At 59.2% G+C, this 18,135-nt stretch carries 16 protein-coding genes and 1 tRNA gene; 7 read left to right on the top strand and 10 right to left on the bottom strand.

The genetic code is table 11. The annotated features are described in order from the left end of the window. Positions 1-46 precede the first annotated feature (46 nt). Positions 47-286: a MoaD/ThiS family protein gene (locus tag NE637_RS12150; protein WP_192112428.1), complete on the top strand. Its 240-nt coding sequence runs from the start codon at positions 47-49 to the stop codon at positions 284-286. An 11-nt stretch (positions 287-297) separates the two neighbouring features. Further along, positions 298-1,173 (top strand): HesA/MoeB/ThiF family protein, encoded by an 876-nt coding sequence (locus tag NE637_RS12145; RefSeq protein ID WP_256267745.1) that lies wholly within the window; start codon positions 298-300, stop codon positions 1,171-1,173. A gap of 16 nt (positions 1,174-1,189) precedes the next feature. Here the strand turns inward: NE637_RS12145 and NE637_RS12140 are convergent, their stop codons facing one another. Next, the gene (locus NE637_RS12140) at positions 1,190-3,148 is read right to left on the bottom strand and encodes a molybdopterin biosynthesis protein (RefSeq protein WP_227118557.1); all 1,959 of its coding nucleotides are present in this window, start codon (positions 3,146-3,148) and stop codon (positions 1,190-1,192) included. A 38-nt stretch (positions 3,149-3,186) separates the two neighbouring features. Further along, positions 3,187-4,470, bottom strand: a complete 1,284-nt coding sequence (locus NE637_RS12135) for a molybdopterin molybdotransferase MoeA (protein ID WP_227118558.1) — start codon at positions 4,468-4,470, stop codon at positions 3,187-3,189. Between the two features lie 581 nt (positions 4,471-5,051). Here NE637_RS12135 and NE637_RS12130 point away from each other — a divergent pair. The 5 genes from NE637_RS12130 to NE637_RS15900 all read left to right on the top strand — a co-directional run bounded on the left by NE637_RS12130 (position 5,052) and on the right by NE637_RS15900 (position 10,230). Beyond that, positions 5,052-5,510 carry a MarR family winged helix-turn-helix transcriptional regulator gene (locus NE637_RS12130; protein WP_192112432.1) on the top strand — a complete coding sequence of 153 codons (459 nt, stop codon included), beginning with the start codon at positions 5,052-5,054 and terminating at the stop codon, positions 5,508-5,510. A 69-nt stretch (positions 5,511-5,579) separates the two neighbouring features. Continuing rightward, positions 5,580-7,016 (top strand): efflux transporter outer membrane subunit, encoded by a 1,437-nt coding sequence (locus tag NE637_RS12125; protein WP_192112433.1) that lies wholly within the window; start codon positions 5,580-5,582, stop codon positions 7,014-7,016. 11 nt (positions 7,017-7,027) lie between these two features. Beyond that, positions 7,028-8,203 (top strand): HlyD family secretion protein, encoded by a 1,176-nt coding sequence (locus tag NE637_RS12120; protein WP_227118559.1) that lies wholly within the window; start codon positions 7,028-7,030, stop codon positions 8,201-8,203. A 24-nt stretch (positions 8,204-8,227) separates the two neighbouring features. Further along, on the top strand, positions 8,228-9,772 hold the full coding sequence (locus NE637_RS12115; RefSeq protein ID WP_227118560.1) for a DHA2 family efflux MFS transporter permease subunit: 1,545 nt from the start codon (positions 8,228-8,230) through the stop codon (positions 9,770-9,772). 176 nt (positions 9,773-9,948) lie between these two features. Continuing rightward, a complete protein-coding gene (locus NE637_RS15900) occupies positions 9,949-10,230 on the top strand; it encodes a universal stress protein (protein ID WP_227118570.1) in 282 nt (93 codons plus the stop codon). Between the two features lie 273 nt (positions 10,231-10,503). On the opposite strand, the gene NE637_RS12110 is transcribed toward NE637_RS15900, so the two are convergent. The 8 genes from NE637_RS12110 to NE637_RS12075 form a co-directional block, all read right to left on the bottom strand. Continuing rightward, positions 10,504-10,579 (bottom strand) — tRNA-Ile (locus NE637_RS12110). Between the two features lie 87 nt (positions 10,580-10,666). Further along, the gene (locus NE637_RS12105) at positions 10,667-11,830 is read right to left on the bottom strand and encodes a SufB/SufD family protein (protein ID WP_227118561.1); all 1,164 of its coding nucleotides are present in this window, start codon (positions 11,828-11,830) and stop codon (positions 10,667-10,669) included. Next, a complete protein-coding gene (locus NE637_RS12100; protein ID WP_192112438.1) occupies positions 11,827-12,621 on the bottom strand; it encodes an ABC transporter ATP-binding protein in 795 nt (264 codons plus the stop codon). The genes NE637_RS12105 and NE637_RS12100 overlap by 4 nt, the downstream gene beginning before the upstream one ends. After that, entirely contained in the window at positions 12,614-12,940 is a 327-nt protein-coding gene (locus NE637_RS12095) for a hypothetical protein (RefSeq protein ID WP_022657962.1), read from the bottom strand. The genes NE637_RS12100 and NE637_RS12095 overlap by 8 nt, the downstream gene beginning before the upstream one ends. Before the next feature lie 288 nt (positions 12,941-13,228). Then, positions 13,229-14,128 carry an AmmeMemoRadiSam system protein B gene (amrB, locus tag NE637_RS12090; protein ID WP_227118562.1) on the bottom strand — a complete coding sequence of 300 codons (900 nt, stop codon included), beginning with the start codon at positions 14,126-14,128 and terminating at the stop codon, positions 13,229-13,231. A 20-nt stretch (positions 14,129-14,148) separates the two neighbouring features. After that, on the bottom strand, positions 14,149-15,609 hold the full coding sequence (locus NE637_RS12085; RefSeq protein ID WP_227118563.1) for an NAD-dependent succinate-semialdehyde dehydrogenase: 1,461 nt from the start codon (positions 15,607-15,609) through the stop codon (positions 14,149-14,151). A gap of 30 nt (positions 15,610-15,639) precedes the next feature. Continuing rightward, positions 15,640-16,899 carry a dihydroorotase gene (locus tag NE637_RS12080; RefSeq protein ID WP_227118564.1) on the bottom strand — a complete coding sequence of 420 codons (1,260 nt, stop codon included), beginning with the start codon at positions 16,897-16,899 and terminating at the stop codon, positions 15,640-15,642. Next, entirely contained in the window at positions 16,896-17,852 is a 957-nt protein-coding gene (locus tag NE637_RS12075) for an aspartate carbamoyltransferase catalytic subunit (protein WP_022657966.1), read from the bottom strand. The genes NE637_RS12080 and NE637_RS12075 overlap by 4 nt, the downstream gene beginning before the upstream one ends. Positions 17,853-18,135: the final 283 nt, after the last annotated feature.

The following is an 18,135-nucleotide window of genomic DNA, read 5'->3' as shown; positions in this document are numbered from 1 at the left end:
AGGGCGGGCATAACTGGACAAGACCTCATGAGGTCAAGGAGCGTCCATGAAACTGACCGTTAAGCTGAGCACCACCCTGCGTGACTATGTGCCGGGCTACGTGCCGGAAACAGGCTTGCAGGTGGAAATGCCGGAAGGAAGCACCGTGGCCCAGTTGGCGCAACATCTGGGTTTGCCGCCGCAAGACATAAAAATTGTCATGGTCAACGGACGCCAGCAGAAGGTGAGCGATCCCATGCGCGACGGAGACCGTATTGCCTATTTTCCGGCTGTCGGAGGAGGCTAGGCACGTTGGCCATGACAATATCTGATCTGCACCAGTTCTTCAGCCCTTATATCCGGGCAAAATACCCCACAAAACCTGCTGGCGACATGCAGGAAACCCTGTTCGTGAGCCTTGAGGGATTGCGCCTCTGGGCTGCGTCCCAGGCTCTGACGCTACGTGCTGCCATGATTTACCTGTTGGGGCAGAACATCTGGCCGGAGCGCTTTCGCCGGAATTTCGGGCTGGTCACAGCGGAAGAAATGACGCGGCTGCTGCATAGCCGCGTACTTGTGCTGGGCTGCGGCGGTCTGGGGGGGCATGTGGCCGAACTGTTGGCCCGCTCCGGTGTGGGGATCATCCGGCTGGTGGATAACGATGTGTTTGACGAGAGCAATCTCAACCGCCAGCGGTTCTGCTCCGAGCGTGTGCTGGGGCAGCGCAAGGTTTGCGTAGTGCGTGATGCGCTGGCGGATATTGCCAGCCACGTGGAGACAGAAGCTCTTGGATTAGTGGCCGATGAGGGCAATCTGCCCGATCTTGTGGCTGGTATGGACGTGGCCCTGGACTGCCTGGACAACATCAGCGCCAAAACAGCCCTGGAACAGGCAGCGCTCGCTGCTGGCGTGCCCTTTGTTCACGGTTCCGTATTGCGCGACGAAGGCTTTTGCTACGCCAACGCAGGCCCGCAGGCGCGGCTTGAGGAGCTTTACCCGCAGGGGCAGAGCAACAGCGAGCTTGAGCATGCAAGGCGCGAAGGCGTTGGGGCGCTGGCCCCGGCTTCGGTTGCCTGCCTCATGGCGCTGCTGGCTCTGCGGGCCATTTTGAGCCGCACAGCCAGCAGCGCGCTGTTCCACCTTGACCTCTCCGTGCCGGAGATGGAGCGTTTTGACTGGGCGGGCAAGGTCTAGCCGTTCATCCCACTCCCTATTTCCCGGCGTATTCCCAGATTACCTGCCCGGTTTTTTCCGTGCCGTAACCGCCCATGCCCTCCACGGTCTGGCGGAATGCCTCGCTGCGGATAACATCCAGCAGGGCCTGAACCGCATCCCCATCAAAAAAGCGCCGGGGAATGACCAGATCATATTCCTCAACACCGATGGGCGTGAATGGCAGGCCCAAGGCGTTGGCTGCCGCCCGCACGGCAAGGCCGGCATCCACCCGGCCGGAAAGCACAGCCGCCGCAACGTTCATGTGGGTGTATTCCTCGTCGCGGTAACCGTTGATGCTTGTGGGCGAGATACCAAGGCAACTCAGGCGGTAATCAAGCAGTACGCGGGTTCCGCTGCCGCGCTGGCGGTTGATGAAGCGCACCCCCGGCTTGGCGAGGTCTTCAATACTGCTGATGCCAAGGGGGTTGCCGGGCGCGGTCAGAATGCCCTGTTCCCTGTCCACCAGACGCAGCAGCACAGTGGGTTCTTCCAGATTATCTTCAATGGCCTTGCGGTTATATACGCCGCTTGCCGGGTCGAGCAGATGGCTGCCCGCCAGATGGCACTGCCCGCGCTTGAGCGCCATGATGCCGCCCAGCGAGCCCACATGGGCCGAGGTGAGCCGGTACTGCGGATGCGCCTTGCGCAGCATGCTGTCCAGCAGGTCAAGCGTGTTGTCGTGACTGCCAATGGCAAGCAGTGCGCCCGCGAGGGCCGTGGCGGGGCGCAGCAGCTCGACAGTAACGGGCTCCCCGGCATTGCAGCCTTCGCTGTCGCGCGGAATGCGGATGATGCCATCTGCCCGGCTGAGGCTGGTTATGGTGCCTGCTCCGCGCGGCAGTGGCACGGCCACAACAGTATCACCCACGCAGCCCAGTTTGACCCGCAGCCGTTCTTCCATGCCGGGGCGCGAGGGCAGGGGATTGCAGGGTACTGCCGTGATCTTTTGCCGCTCGCTCATGGCACGCTTTTGCCACAGGGCCAGCAGGGGCAGAACAAATTCTTCCATGGATATGCCCGCAGAAACCGGATACCCCGGTACACCCACCACTGGCTTGCCGTTGACCACCGCCAGCACCGTGGGTTTGCCCGGCATGACTGAAATGCCGTGCGTCACTACAGTGCCCATCTGCCCGAGCACATGGGCTGTAAAGTCGTGGCTGCCAGCCGAAGACCCGGCATTGAGAATGACCATGTCGGCAGTTGCAATGGCGCTGGCAATGGCGGCCCGTATGGCCTCTGGGTCGTCAGGAACAACAGGCAGGGTGGCGGCTTCGCCCCCGGCCTCCGTAATCATGGCCGAAAAAATCAGTGAATTGAATTCGGGCAGCACACGGCCTGCGCGCAGGTCTTCCTCCCGCGCGTCCACAAGCGGCACAATTTCCGACCCGCTGGGGATGATGGAAACACGAGGGCGGCGGAATACTGGCACTTCAAGCGCGCCGCCTGCCGCCAGCGCGCCAAGGTCGTAGGGGCCAATGCACGTGCCGGGCGGCAGGATGATCTCTGTAGCCACCATGTCTTCACCCATTTTGCGCACGTGCTGCCAGGGAAAGGCGGCTTTTTCTATAACGGCCCACTGCGATTCGCCCTGAGAATCCTTTTCGGTCTCGGTATTGATGTTCTCCATCATCACCACGGCATTGCAGCCCAGAGGCAAGGGGTGCCCGGTGTTGATCCAGTGGGCCTGCTCGCCGAGTTTGAGCCGCAATGGGGTGCGGGCAGAGGCGGTGAAGGTATCTTCCGCATGTACGGCAATGCCGTCCATAGCCGCGCCGTGAAAGGCAGGGGATGAGCGCAGGGCCGCCACGGGCCTGCTGAGCACGCGGCGCAGGGCCTGCGCCAGAGGGATGCGTTCTTCGCCAAGGGCGAAAGTTTTGGCGTCAAGGCATGAAAACCAGTTGGCGCGGGCTTCTTCCGGGGGCAGCAGGGTCAGATAGGTGTTGCGCTTCAAGATAATTCTCCCAGCAATAGTGCCAGACGCGTGCTGGTCTAGCGAAAAAGTTCCACCATTACGGTATCGCCCGCATCGTAGCCTTCGCGGTTTTCAGGGCAGACCATGAGCCCGTCTGCCGCAGCAATGCCAGAAATAAGGCCCGATGCGCCCATGATGGGTTCCGCCTCGTACAGCGGTTGCAGGGTTTTGTCTGACAGCGCCCGCGTTGGGGGCTGGCTGGGCAGGGAGCGCAGTTTCACGCGCAGATAGTCGCGCCTGCCCTGTGCGGAAGCTACAGAACGTGTAAGCACAGCGGGAACCTGCGGCTGTTTTGCGGAATCGGCATGGCCTTGAAGATGCTCCAGCAAGGGAGCAAGAAATACGCGGGCGCAGACAAGCGCGCTGGTGACGTGACCGGGCAGGCCCACAAGGCAGACTGTGCGCCCGTTGACTACGGCCCTGGCCAGAATAAAGGGTTTGCCGGGGCTGATGGCCACCCCGTGCACTAGCAGCTGGGCCTGGGGAAGAGACTCAAAAATTTCCACGGTGTGGTCGCGCATGCCCGCTGAGGAGCCGCCGGAAACCACCACCACGTCATGTGTTTCTGCGAGCTGGGTCACGGCTGCTTTGAGCTTGGCGGCGTCATCGTTGACAATCCCGGCTCTCATTGGCTGCGCGCCAGCCTCGCGGCAGAGGGCTGCAATGCTGTGGGCGTTGATATCGCGGATTTTGCCCGGCGGCGGAGTCGCGGAACTGGGAACAACCTCGTCGCCCGTAGAGAGTACGGCAACCAGCGGTTTGCGGCGTACCTCCACCTCCACCACTCCAAATGCCGCCAGCAGGCCGATGTCCTGAGGGCGCAGGCGGTGCCCGGCTTGCAGCAGCAAGGAGCCCGCGGTTGCGTCATCATCGCGAAAAATAACATTGTCGCCCGGGGCCTGACTGCGGGTAATCTCAATGAGGTTGCCTCCCGCCGGGCGGGAGTATTCAACCATCACCACGCAATCCGCGCCCTGCGGCAGCATGCCCCCGGTGAGAATGCGCGCGGCCTGTCCCTCTTCAATGGTGATGCTTGGCACCTCGCCCATGCGGCAGTCGGCCACGCATTCCACCAGAGCGGGGTTGCCCTCCTGCGCGCCAAAAACATCACGGGCACGGCAGGCAAAACCGTCAACGGTGGAGCGGTCAAATCCGGGCAGATCTTCTGTTGCCGAAAAGCATTGTGCAAGGCTGCGACCAAGGGCATCGTCCAACTGGACGCGCTCTTCACCCAAAAGAGGAAAGGCCCGAATATGCTCAAGCACCGATTCAACTGATTGCAAGGTCAAAAAAGGCTTCACCCGGCCCTCCGGTTCATGTGCGCGACGGTATGAAATCTATGGTAATATTGGCGCAAACGGGGGTAAAGGGCAATACGATTTGCACGAAGGATGGTAAGAGCGCAAAAGCGGGCTGCAAATTCTTATCAATTGTGTCGCGATTGATTGGTGTCTCTTGCCTTTGCTGATGCACGCCCGTGGTACATTTCGCAATAAGTTCTCGCCTGAGGCAGCCTGTTGTTTCCGAGGCATTGATTCCCACTCCAAAAAACAGAAGTCAGCAACGTTGTGGGAGATTTAAAGAAGCCTGTTCAGCCGTAAAACGCAAAGTCCGCCGAAGTTGTGCAACTTCGGCGGACTTTGTCTGAACAGTTCAATATCGTTCATAACAGACTTAATATATTAACAAATAGGCACAATTATGATTTGTGCTCGCGTCTATAAAGATCATGGACACAGGCGCAACAGAGCTGTCTGCGCAATCCGTGTAGGGTTGCGTATATAAGTGCGAGATCGGCAACGCTCGCTAAAGTGAAAATTTGTTTGACGTTATGCTGCTTAAGCAGTATATGCCCAAGCAGTAACTGTGAATTGGGGTAATTATGTCTTACCATCGTTATACGTTCGATAACTACTCTCCCAAGCGCAACCCCTTACGCTCGATCATTGACATCGCCAGCGCGATTAAAGTAGTGGGCGGCCGCCGGGTGGCCGACCTGGGCATTACTTTTGCGCAATGGATTGTTTTAATTCGCATTGGCAGCAAGGTGGGAAGCACTGCTGCCGAGCTATGCCGCGCAATCGAATATGACAGTGGTTCAATGACGCGCATGCTTGACCGGTTGGAGAAAGCCGGTCTGATTTACCGGGAACGCAGTTCTGAAGACCGTAGAGTAGTCAACCTGCATCTGACCAAGGAGGGGCAGGATCTCTATCCCCGGCTGACGCCCGTGGCTATAAGCAATCATAATCAGAGTCTTAAGGGCTTTACCTCCGACGAAGTTGAAACGTTGATGGGCTTCCTTGATCGTATTGTCGCCAATTTAAAAATCGCTGAGTAGCTATATTTTTTTGCCATATTAGCTGCTTAAGCAGTTACTGCCACAGCAATTAACATGTAAGGATAGCCCATGCGCGTCACCTTTCTGCAAGTCACACCGCTTCTTGTCGTTTTGTTATCTGGTTGTGCCAATTGGAGCGGCATCAAGCCGCAAGCCAAGGCCATAGATCCGTCCACTCTGGCCATCGAGCAGAGCATTCGCGATGCTGGCAAGGGGCAGCCGTGGCCTGCTGAGGACTGGTGGGTTGGTTTTCATGATCAACAACTGAACAAACTGGTGGGCGAGGCCTTGCAGGGCAGCCCGGCCTTGCGTTTGGCACAGGCCCGACTGCGCAAGGCCGAAGCCATTGCCGGCATCAGCCGTTCGCTGCTTTTTCCGCAGATGGGTGCCAAAGCTTCGGTCTCAGACGAACGCTTCACCAACAACGGGCTTTATCCGGCTCCTTTGGCTGGAGAAATCAAAACCAGAAACAATGCCGAACTGGTCGGTTCCTATACCCTTGACCTGTGGGGCGGTAACGAGGCCGCCTATCGACAGGCGCTGGGCAATGCCAAAGCCGCAGAGGTGGACACCCAGGCCGCCCGACTGGAGCTGACCAGCGCCATTGCCAAGACCTATGTGGCCCTGGCTGGCGAGTATGATCAGCTGGACATTGACCACGATCTGTTGCGCCAGAAGACTGAAATCCAGCAGCTGGCAGCCAGACTGAATTCAGCCGGAATCGGCAATGACATCGAAAACCGTCAGGCAAAGGCCGCCATCGCCTCAACCAAGGCTGAAATTTCCGCCAGTCAGGAGCGCATTGCCCTGATGAAGCAGACTCTGGCAGTGTTAACCGGCGCTTCGCCTGACCGGGGCGAAAGCATCGCTCGCCCGTCCCTGCGTTTGTCGGCTCCTGTCGGTTTGCCCAGTGAAATGCCTGCCGAGCTTATCGGACGACGGCCTGACGTCGTGGCCCTACGGTGGCGGATCGAGGCGGCGGGGTACAGTATCGACGCCGCCAAGGCGCAATTTTATCCCAATATCAACCTGACCGGCTTCTTGGGTTTTGAGTCCATAGGCCTCGACAAATTTTTCAGGGGTTCCAGCCGCATTTATGGTGCTGGGCCAGCGATCACTTTGCCGATCTTTGATGCCGGTCATCTGCGCAGTAATCTGGGGCAGGTCACTGCCGAGCAGGACATTCAGGTGGAGCAGTATAATGCCACTGTGCTGGCCGCCTTACAGGATGTGGTGGGGCAGCTGACTTCGTGGAAGGGCAACCAGGCGGCCCTGGCTGAACAACATGTGGCCGTCCAGCATCTCAGCGAGGCTTATCGTCTGGCGATGTTGCGCTATCGCGAAGGTCTCAGCAATTATCTCACCGTGCTTTCGGCCGAGGGCGAACTGATCGACCAGAAGCGCAGGGAAGCGATTTCGCACAATCGTCAGTACACCATCGCCGTTGCCTTGACTCATGCTCTTGGCGGCGGCGTGGTGCCGCAGCAGACCGTCACCAATCCATAAGGAATTTCGCAATGAGTACTCCTACTCCCGTCTCTCCCCAATCGTTGATTCCATCGTCCAGACGCAAATTTCTGCTGAGCGCGGCCGCTGCCAGCTTTGTCGTCTTGGCTTTTGTTTACGGTGCCTATTGGTTCGTTTCGGCTCGCTATGATGTCTCCACCGACGATGCGTATGTGTCGGGCAACGTGATTCAGGTCACGCCGCAGATCACTGGCACGGTGGTTGCCGTACGTGCCGATGATACCGACTATGTTCAGGCCGGGCAGCCACTTGTCAGCATTGACGATGTTGATACCCGTCTGGCGTTGGATCAGGCCAAGGCTACTTTTTCGCAGACCCTGCGTGAGGTGCGCGCCCTTTATAGCAACGAGGGTGCTTTGGTTGCATCCGTCTCATTGCAGGAAACCAATTTGGCCCGTCTGCAAGAGGATTTGGCCCGCCGCCAGAAACTGGCCGGTACCGGTGCTGTTTCGGCGGAAGAACTGAAGCATGCCCGCGATGCCGTACAAACTGCCAATGATCAGTTGAATAACGTTCGCAAGCAATTGGAGGGCAATCGAGTGCTGGTGGACAACACCACACTGGCTGACCACCCGCGCGTCAAGATGGCTGCCGCCCGCCTGCGGGAGGCTTATCTGGCCTGGCGCAGAACGCAGGTTCCCGCCCCGGTTTCGGGGCAGGTGGCTCGGCGTTCGGTGCAGGTGGGGCAGCGCACTGCCCCCGGCACGCCCCTGATGGCGGTGGTGCCGTTGGAGCAACTGTGGGTGGACGCAAATTTTAAAGAAGGCCAGCTGAGCGCCATGCGCATTGGCCAGCCAGCCACCCTGACCGCCGATCTTTACGGCTCCTCGGTGACGTATCACGGCAAGGTTGTGGGATTGTCAGCTGGTACTGGCTCGGCTTTTTCGCTGCTGCCCGCGCAGAACGCCACCGGCAACTGGATCAAGGTGGTTCAGCGTCTGCCTGTTCGTATTGCGCTTGATCCTGCCGAACTGAAGGCACATCCCCTGCGCATCGGCCTGTCGATGGTGGTTGAGGTTACGGTCAAGGACGAAAGCGGCCCGCAGCTGTCAACCGGCAAGCAGGCCGATACTGTGGCCGAAACATCTGTTTTTGGGGATATGGACCGGGATGTTGACCACCTGATCTCCGAGTTGTCAGTTCAAAACAGCGGGCTGGCTCAGTAGCGTGATGTGGATGGAGGCGATATTATGATCTCCCACCCCCCGTTATCGGGTAATCGACTCGTTCTGGCGACTCTGGCCCTGTCACTGGCCACATTTATGAATGTTTTGGACACAACTATCGCCAATGTTGCCCTGACCTCCATCGCTGGCGACCTTGGGGTGAGCGCAAGTCAGGGAACCTGGGTAATTACCTCGTTTGGTGTCGCCAATGCCATTTCAGTGCCGTTAACCGGTTGGTTATTTATGAGGTTCGGGCAGTTACGGCTTTTCCTGGCCTCTGTCCTCTTGTTCGTACTGACGTCATTTCTGTGTGGTATTGCGTCTAATCTTGGCATGCTGCTGGCTTTTCGCGCCCTGCAAGGGTTGGTTGCGGGGCCTATGATCCCGCTGTCGCAGGCGCTGCTGCTGCAATGTTACCCCAAGTCCAAGGCTGGCATGGCCATCGCCCTTTGGGCCATGACCACGGTCATCGCTCCGGTGATGGGGCCGGTGCTGGGGGGCTGGTTGACCGATAATGTTTCCTGGCCGTGGATTTTTTATATCAATGTTCCTGTGGGGTTCGTTTCAGCCTGGCTGACCTGGGTTACGCTGAAAGGGCGAGAAAGCGAAATACGCCGGCTGCCCATTGATAAAATCGGGTTAGCCCTGCTTGTCATCTGGGTCGGCGCTGTGCAGATACTTCTGGACAAAGGCAAGGATGAGGACTGGTTCAGCTCCGACTTTATTGTGGGGTTAGCCGTGATAGCCTTTGCGGGCTTCGCTTTCTTCCTGATTTGGGAACTGACCGAAAAACACCCCATTGTTGACCTGTCTCTATTTAAAAGCCGCAATTTTACTACGGGCACTCTTGCCATTACCGTCGGCTACGCCGTGTTCTTTGGCAATCTGGTCTTGATTCCTATGTGGCTACAGAGAACAATGGGTTACACCGCAACTTGGGCTGGATTGGTAACGGCACCGGTGGGCATTCTTGCGTTGATTCTGTCGCCTCTGGTGGGTAAAACCATCCATAAGGTCGACCCCAGACTGTACGCTTCTGTCGCCTTTATGGTTTTCGCCGCTTGTGGCTTCTGGCGTTCGACTTTCAGTCCAGACGTTTCACCTTGGAGCATAGCGGGCACGCATGTGCTTCAAGGCCTGGCTATGGCGACCTTCTTTATCCCTCTCACCACGGTGATATTGTCGGGGCTTGAGCCAAATCGCATCCCGGCAGCTTCTGGCCTCTATAACTTCACCCGTATTATGGCTGGCTCATTCGCGGCTTCGCTCTATGGTACTTTGTGGGAAGATGGCGCCATCCGCCACCACGCCTATCTGGCCGAGAGCATTACCCCATATTCGCAACAAACCGCGCAGTTTGTCGAACGCGCCGCCTCACTACATTTGGCACCGCAGCAGGCTTACGGCATGCTGGACAGAGTGCTGGAGCAGCAGAGCTTCATCATGTCGGCAACGGACCTGTTTTGGTTGTCGGGCGCAATGTTCATCGGTTTATTAGGACTGGTTTGGTTGTCAAGACCGGTCCGGCAGGGGGTCTCGGCTCCCACCGATGCGGGCGGCGCTCATTGATATTCCTGCCAAAAAATGAGGGATTATTATGGAATTTAAGACGATCCTGGCCGCTATTGACGGTGGTGAAGAGACCCATAAGTGTTGGATCTGGCCGTATTGCTACTCCACGGAGCAGCCGACGCAATAATTCACCTACTTGCGTGGTGGGCATCTTGCCAGCCACCACTTCTGGTATGGCTGCGACCACAGATTTGACCATAGATGCGATCAAGTCTCTGGCAGAGCAAACTGGCCAGGATGCGGTCAAATGGCTGCAAGATAAAAACATCAGAGCTGAACTTCACATCGCAACGGGCTATTCGGTAGAAACTATCGTATCCGAAGCGAAGAGATTGAACTGTGACGCAATAGTCTTGGGCCATCGCCATTGTACTTTCTGGATGAGGCTTCTGGAGCAATCCACTTGCGAAGTTTTGCTTGACGCGGCAACTTGTCCATTAATGATAACAAGGTAACCGTGTCTTGATTATTCCTGTGGAGGAAGGCCCGTCTGGGCAATGTCGTTCGAGTAGTCCAGCCCGGCGGCGGCATAATGAATTAAGTTGAAGCTCCCCGTGGAGGGGCATGGGGGCAATACCTCCAGGGCGTCTTGCTGTTGCCCCTAAAGTTGCCCCCAAAAGTTGAGGCTATCAACGAACCTAGACGGACGTAAAAGAATCGTGTTTTGCCGCAAAACGCAAAGACCGCCGAAGTTGTGCAACTTCGGCGGTCTTTGTCTGAACAGTTCTTGGTGGGCCCACCAGGACTTGAACCTGGGACGGGCCGGTTATGAGCCGGAGGCTCTACCAACTGAGCTATAGGCCCCAAGGAGGGGAAATATAGCTGCAAGGCTGGCTTCGGTCAAGTGCGCGTATCGGGCAGCGTTGGGCGGGCCGCAAAAGCTGCCCCTTGCTACATGGCGTTGCCCGCTTCCAGCAAGGAAATCTGCTCGTCCATGGCCTTTTTCAGCGGGGCGGGCAGACCCATGATGTCCACGTTCAAAAAACCCCGCACAATGGTGGCGGCGGCTTCGTCTTCGTCCAGACCGCGCGCCATGAGGTATTCAATTTCCTCCTGCGCGATTTTGCCCACCGCTGCCTCGTGTGAAAGCTCCACGCCGTCCTGGTTGCTGTCCAGTTCGGGGATGGCGTGCATGCGCCCGCCGCCAAGAATCAGCCCCTTGCATTCAAGGTGCCCCTTGGCGGGAGCGGCGGAAGCGCCGATGAAGCCCCGGTTGATGACCGTGCCGCCCGTGGTGACAACACGCGAGATGATTTCGCCGCGCGTATCGGGGGCCGCAAGGTCAATGCGGTTGCCGCAGTCCACATGGGAGCCGGTGGGGGCCACCACAACGGAATTGAAGCGGGCCACGGCTCCGGATCCAGCCAGGGTCATGGTGGGGTACATTTGCAGGTCGCCCACGGGCTTGAGCAGAATGTAGTTGTTCTGAAACTCGCCCCCGGCTTCCACAATCCCGGCGGAGCGGGGGCGCACAGTCGTGCTGCTGCCCCAGTTGTGAATCATGGTAAAGGTCAGCTTGCCGCCTTTTTCCACATAATATTCGGTCACGCCCAGATGGGCGGCATCGTTGGCATCGTGCGCTGTGGCGCAGCCGCCAAGAATGTGCAGTTCCGCGCCTTCTTCGACTATCACGATATTGTGGATGCTCTGGCCCGCGCCGTGCCCCTTGATGAACATGCAGGACTGCACGGGCTGGGCGATTTTGACGCCCTTGCGCGCCCGCACAAAGTAGCCGCCGTTGCAGTGCTCCTGCGCCATGCGCGTGAACTCGTCCTTTTCAGGATTCAGCAGCTTCCAGTAATACTGGGGCAGGCCGTCGAACTTTTTCAGCGCCGTGCGGATGTCCATGAGGTCGAGGCCTTCATGGCGCGTTTCGCAGTGCACGCCAGCGTGGTTGAGCTGCATGAACGCGCCGCTGGCGCTGCTGTCGTTCACATCGATGCCAGCCAGCACAAGACGTTCCTGATCCTCGCGGGGCAGGGCTGCGAGGTTTTCAATGGGTGCGGCGTTTTCGCCGCCGCTGAACTGAAAGCGGGAAAGATTGACAGAACTCATTTAAGGGGCGCCTCCGCAATTTTGCCAAGCATGTCGCCGGTGAGGCAGCGCAGACATTCCTGATAGCCATGGGTAGCGATGTGATCCAGAATTTCGCGGGGCCGCGCCTCGCAGCACAGCTTGCCCTGATACATGACCTGCCCCCGGTGGGCATTGACGTATTCGAGGATGTGACCGGTGTGGGTGATGATAAGACCGCTGGTGGAGCGCACCTTCTCTCGCTGCCGCAGCGTGGCGCAACATCGGTCAGGCGTGCCATCAAGCAGGTAGCGCACGGTTTTGCCCACAAGCGCCATGTTTTCAAGGTCAACGCCGGATTCCGGCTCGTCAAAGAGCAGCAGATCGGGCTTCTGGGCCATGAGTTGCAGCAGTTCGGAGCGCTTGATTTCGCCGCCGGAAAAGCCCGCGTTCACATCGCGCTTGAGGAAATGGTCAAAATGCACCTTGCGGGCCATGTCCTCTATATCCATCTTGCGCCCGCGCCCGCACAGTTCCACCAGCTTGCCCGTGGGCAGGCCATGTATGGTCGGGGGCCGCTGAAACGACATGCCGATGCCGAGGCGCGCACGCTCGTACATGGGCGCGTGGGTGATGTCTGTGCCCTTGTAGATGATCTGGCCCTGCGTGACCTCATACCCCGCAAAGCCCATGAGGGTCATAAGCAGGGTGGTTTTGCCGGAGCCGTTGGGGCCAAAAAGAATAAATGTTTCGCCGGGGCGGATGTGCAGATCAATGCCCTTGAGCACAGGAGTGCCCTTGACCGAAACATGCAGGTCACGGATTTCAAGCATCTTCTTCTCCGGTTTCGCCCAGATACTCCAGCACATCGTAATGCACGTGATCCAGAATATGGGTCAGCCTGGAAACGCATTCCTCGCCCACGGCGCTGCCAATCAGGCTGACAATAAAATTCGCGCGCTTGGAATTGACCAGCGCTTCATAACCAGGATCAGCGGAATACGGAATGGCCCGGATGGAATCGCTGAATTCCTGAAGTTTTGCTTCATCGAGATATTTGATGGGCTGGGGCTCGTTGTCGAGATAGGCGATGCCGTCCCGCAGCTCCAGCATGATCGGTTTTCCACGCAGATAAGCGATGCACACTTCCATGGTAATCCCCTTGGTTTTGTGATGCCGCATAGTGGCAAACTTGCCATCCCCTGTCCAGAGATGCGGCGCATTCAGATGCCTGTCTTTATTGGAGCGCGACGCGGTACAACGGCGCTGTTCGTGAGTTGGCGCGCCTTTGCCGGATATATGGCATATGTCAGATATGGTAAAAAATGCGCAAAGCAGATCACGCAACATTGCGCTGCAGCAGGGTTTTGTTCCCCGCTGCAGCGCAGCAGATTGCCCGCCGGGCAAGAATTATTAGTGCCGGGGCGTCATGCAAAGCCCTCAGGCTAGGCCGAAGCGCAGAGCGGCATAGCCTACCACCTTGCGTGTATCGCCCGATGCCGTGGCCGAAGTGTCATAAAGGCACAGTTCCGCCCACGGCTCACCCAGAGCGCGGGCGGCAAACAGGGCAAGGGCCATGGGGGCCGCCCCGCACATGGTGATTTTTTCGCGCTGCACCATGGTGAGCAGACCTTCCGGGTCGCAGGCCAGCGCCTGCGAAAGGGCGAAGGCGTCCTTGCGCATGGTGGTTTCCTGATCTTCGTAATGGTTCATGTCGGAGCTGACGATGATGCCGATCCGTTCGCCCCTGTTTTCGTACTGGCGGATGACCTCCGCCAGCGCAAGCCCCGCATCCTGCAAGATTTTGTGCTGCATGGTGCCCACGCACACAGGGGTGATGCGGCGGGTCGCGCCGGGCAACCCTTGCGGCGGCACGCATTGCAGAAAAGGCAGCAGAACTTCTATGGAATGTTCGCCAAGGTGCGAGTGCAGGTCAGGCGCAAAACCGCCCTTGCCGCACAGGCTGGCGGCCAGCTCCGCATCCACGTCAACACCGCCCAGCGGAGTATGCCACATGCCATCCGGCCACACGCCAAGGGGCGCGCCTCTGCCCGTGTGGTTGGGGCAGAGCATCACGAGCCGCTCCGGCAGGCTGGCTCCGGCTGTTGTTTTGTTCCAGGGGCTCATGAGCGCGGCCCCAAGCACCTTGCCGCAGTAAACGTAGCCAGCATGGGGAAGCATAAGGCCGCGCAGACTTGCAGAGTCCTTGCGCTTGGCGTCAATGGGCGCTGTTGTCGACAAGGCCTTTCCAGCCGTGAGGTATGACCTGATTTCCTTTTGCAGCTCACCGGGCAAAGCGGGATAAAAACGCCCGGCTGCGACTGGTTCACGTTCGGGCATGAGTACTCCTCGCTGGCGCGTCAGTTCAGCCCGCCCAGCAGGGCATAGTGGGTTTCCATGTATTCCTGAAGGCCTTCGCGGCTGCCTTCCCGGCCAATGCCGCTGAATTTCACGCCGCCAAAGGGTGTTTCGGCGGCAGCAAGGCCCGCATCGTTGAAGCCGGCCATGCCGTACTGCAATTTGTTGAACAGCCGCCAGATGCGCGGCATGTCGCGTGTGCAGATATAGGAGGCCAGGCCGAATTCCGTATCATTGGCAAGGGAAATGGCTTCTTCCTCATCGTCAAAAGTCATGAGGGCAGCCACCGGGCCGAAGATCTCCTCGCGGAAAATACGCATCTGCGGGGTCAGGCCCAACAACAGGGTAGGTTCGTAAAAATTCCCGCCAAGGCTGTGCGGTTTGCCGCCGAACAGCAGTTGCGCGCCTTTTTCCACGGCGTCCTTGACCAGAGCATCAGTGTGGGCAACGGCATCGGCATTGATAAGCGGCCCCATGTCTGTCTCCGGCTTGAGGCCGTCGCCCACGCGCATGTCGCTTATGTGGTCGAGCAGATTGGTGGCGAAGGTCTCCACCACGCCGCTCTGCACCAGAAAACGGTTGGCGCAGATGCATGTTTGCCCGGCATTGCGGAATTTACAGGCCATGGCCATTGTCACGGCTTTGTCCATATCCGCATCGTCAAACACAATAAAGGGCGCGTTGCCGCCAAGCTCCATGGAAATGCGCTTGAGGGTAGGCCCGCACTGGGTTGCCAGTTGCAGTCCCACCGTAGTTGAGCCGGTAAAGCTGAGCTTGCGCACCAGCGGGTTGGCGGTGATCTCGTTGCCGATGCGCCGCGCGCTGCCCGTAACAACGTTGAAAACCCCGGCGGGGATGCCCACCCGCACGGCCAGTTCCGCCATTGCCAGCGCGCTGTACGGCGTGGCGCTGGCGGGTTTGACCACCATGGTGCAGCCCGCCGCCAGCGCAGGGGCCACCTTGCGTGGGATCATGGACATGGGGAAGTTCCACGGCGTGATGGCCGCCGCCACGCCCACTGGGGCATGACGGGTGAGGGCCTGCACCCCGTGACGGTATACGGGCGTGACCTCGCCGCTGAAGCGGCGGGCTTCTTCCGCAAACCAGGGAAAGTACGATGCACCCTGAAGGATCTCTGCTCTGGCCTCGGCCAGAGGCTTGCCTTCTTCAAGGGTGAGCAGACGTGCCAGGTCTTCAATGTTCTCTGCAATGGCGCGTTCCCAGGCGTGGAGCAGAGCGCCCCGTTCCAGGGGCGTTCTTGCGCTCCAGACAGCAAAGGCCGCCTGCGCGGCCTCAATGGCCTCGCGGGTTTCGGCCTCGCCGCAGTTGGGCACGGTGCCCAACTGCTTGCCGTTGGCGGGATTAATGACTTCAATAACGCTTTTGTCGGCCGCATCGCGCCAGTGCCCATTGATGAGGCACTGGCTGCGGAACAGCTCCTGATCGTGCAGAATGCGGTACATAAAACCCCCTGTAATGATCCCCGCAGGGCATCAGAACAGCTGCATGCCGTCTATCCAGTGGTGCTTGACCCTGCCGCGCAGGGGCTGCCCCAGAAATGGCGTGTTGCAGCTTTTGGAGTAGAGGTTTTCCGGCCCGGGAACCCATGTTTCGTCCGGGTCAAGCAGGAAGAAATCTGCTGGATCGCCGGGGGTAAAGCCGTTGCAGGGCAGGTTGAAAATTTCTGCCGGGCGGCGGCTCCACAGCCGGTGCACATCGGCCTCTGTCAGCACGCCTTCTGCCACCAGCCCCCAGGTGAGGCTGACAGCCAGATCAAGCCCGGTAAAGCCGCACATGGCATCGTCCAGGGTGCCTTCTTTTTCGTGGGCGGCGTGGGGGGCGTGGTCTGTGGCGAGTATGTCGATGGTGCCGTTTTTCACGGCGCGGCGCAAGGCCTCGCGGTCTGCGGCGGTGCGCAGGGGGGGGCTGACCTTGGCCTGGGTGTTGTAGCCCTCAAGGGCGGTTTCATCCAGCAGCAGATAGTGAGGGCAGGTTTCGGCAGTCACCTTGACGCCGCGCGCCTTGCCCCAGGCGATGCAGTCAACGGTCAGCGCTGCGGAAACATGGGCGATATGCACGGGTACGCCGAGGTATTCGGCCAGCATGATGTCGCGCATGGCCTGATTGGCCTCGCCAGCGGCGGGCTGTCCTTTGACGCCCAGCAGGCCGCTGGTCACGCCTTCGTGCATGCGCCAGCCCTTAGCCAGATGCGGGTCTTCGCAGTGGTCTATGAGCACCAGATCGAGGTCCGCGCCGTATTCCATGATGCGCCGCACAAGCTCCGCGTTTTCCAGCGGGCGGCCATCGTTGGAAATAGCCACGCAGCCCGCTTCCTTGAGTTCCGCGAGGGGGGCCATTTCCTCGCCCTTGAGGCCCACGGTGGCGGCGGCAATGGGGTGGAGGCGCGGGCCATTGGGGTGGCTTTTGCGGGCGCTGTCGAGCATGGCGCGCGTAATGCTGGCCGTGTCGTTGACGGGCTTGGTGTTGGCCATGCACATCACCGCGCCAAAGCCGCCCCGCGCGGCGGCCTCGAGGCCGGAGGCGATGTCTTCCTTGTATTCAAAGCCCGGTTCGCGCAGGTGCACGTGGGCGTCGATGCAACTGGGCATGAGCACAAGGTCTTTGGCGTCAAAAACTTCGCGGCTGTCGTAGGCGTGGTGGCCTGCCGGGGTCATGGTGACAATCTTGCCGTGCCGCACCAGCAGGTCTACCGGGGCTTCAAGGTGGCGTGCGTTCTTTATCAAGAGGCTCATGCGCGTACTCCATCGTTGCGCGTGGCCAGCAGATAGAGCACGGCCATGCGCGTGGCGACGCCTGCGGCCACCTGATTCAGCACCAGGCTCGCGGGGGCGTCTGCTATGTCATTGGAAATTTCAAGCCCACGGTTCATGGGGCCGGGATGCAAAACCTTGGCCTCGGGCGCGGCAAGGGCCAGCTGGCTGGAGCCAAGGCAGAAACGGCGGGAATATTCCGCAAGGTCGGGCAACAGGCCCGCCTGCTGGCGTTCAAGTTGCAGGCGCAAACACATGACGGCGTCCACATCGCGCACGGCTTTGTCCAGCTCCGTATAGATTTCCACGGGCCAGTGATCCACCCCGGCGGGCAGCAGGGTGCGCGGGGCGCACAGACGCACCTTGACGCCCAGCATGGTGAGCAGGTGCATGTTTGAACGGGCCACGCGGCTGTGGGCAATATCGCCCAGAATCAGCAGGGTGCGCCCGGCAAAACGGTTTTGCCACGCCTGCCGCAGGCTGTAGCAGTCGAGCAGGGCTTGGGTGGGGTGGGCATGCCAGCCATCGCCGCCGTTGACGATGCCGCAGGGCAGCAGCTCTGCAAGAAAGCGCGCCGCGCCGCTGCTTGGGTGGCGGATGACAATGACATCCGGCCCCATGGCCTGAAGGGTGAGGCCCGTATCCTTGAGGCTTTCGCCCTTGTTCAGGCTTGAGCCTGATTTTGCCAGGGAATAGGTGTCGGCGGAAAGGCGTTTGCCCGCCACGTCAAAGGACGTCTTGGTGCGGGTGCTGTTTTCCACGAAAAACAGCACAACGGTCTTGCCCTTGAGGGTCGGCACCTTTTTGACCGGACGGCTGTTGATTTCCTGAAAGCTGGCGGCCAGGTCCAGCAGGTGCATGGTGTCTTCCGCGCTCAGTTGGGTGACGTCCAGCAGGTCTTTGTGGGGCCAGTGGTAGCGATTGTCGGTATTCATGACGTTGCGTGGTAAAAAGGTCAAAAAAAATCCCCGTTGCTATACAACGGGGGAATACGAAAAACGCCTGCAAATGCGAAAAAAATCAGGAAGGCCGGGGGCGCTGTGCTTGCCCTGCCATAGGAAATTGCGCAAACGGGCGTTGGTCTTCATAAGTAGCAAATGTAGGCGCGCTTGGGCGCTTTGTAAAGCAAAAAGTCGGTTGACGCTTGCAGGGGCATTGTCTAGTTGTAGGGCGTACCGCGCACCGATGCAGACGTTTTGCGGCGCGGCTGTAAGTATC

It is taken from the genome of Desulfovibrio desulfuricans (genome assembly GCF_024460775.1).
GTDB classification, from domain to species: domain Bacteria; phylum Desulfobacterota; class Desulfovibrionia; order Desulfovibrionales; family Desulfovibrionaceae; genus Desulfovibrio; species Desulfovibrio desulfuricans_E.
Note: the sequence above shows the minus strand (reverse complement) of the source record. Positions and strands in the feature narration are given on the sequence as shown.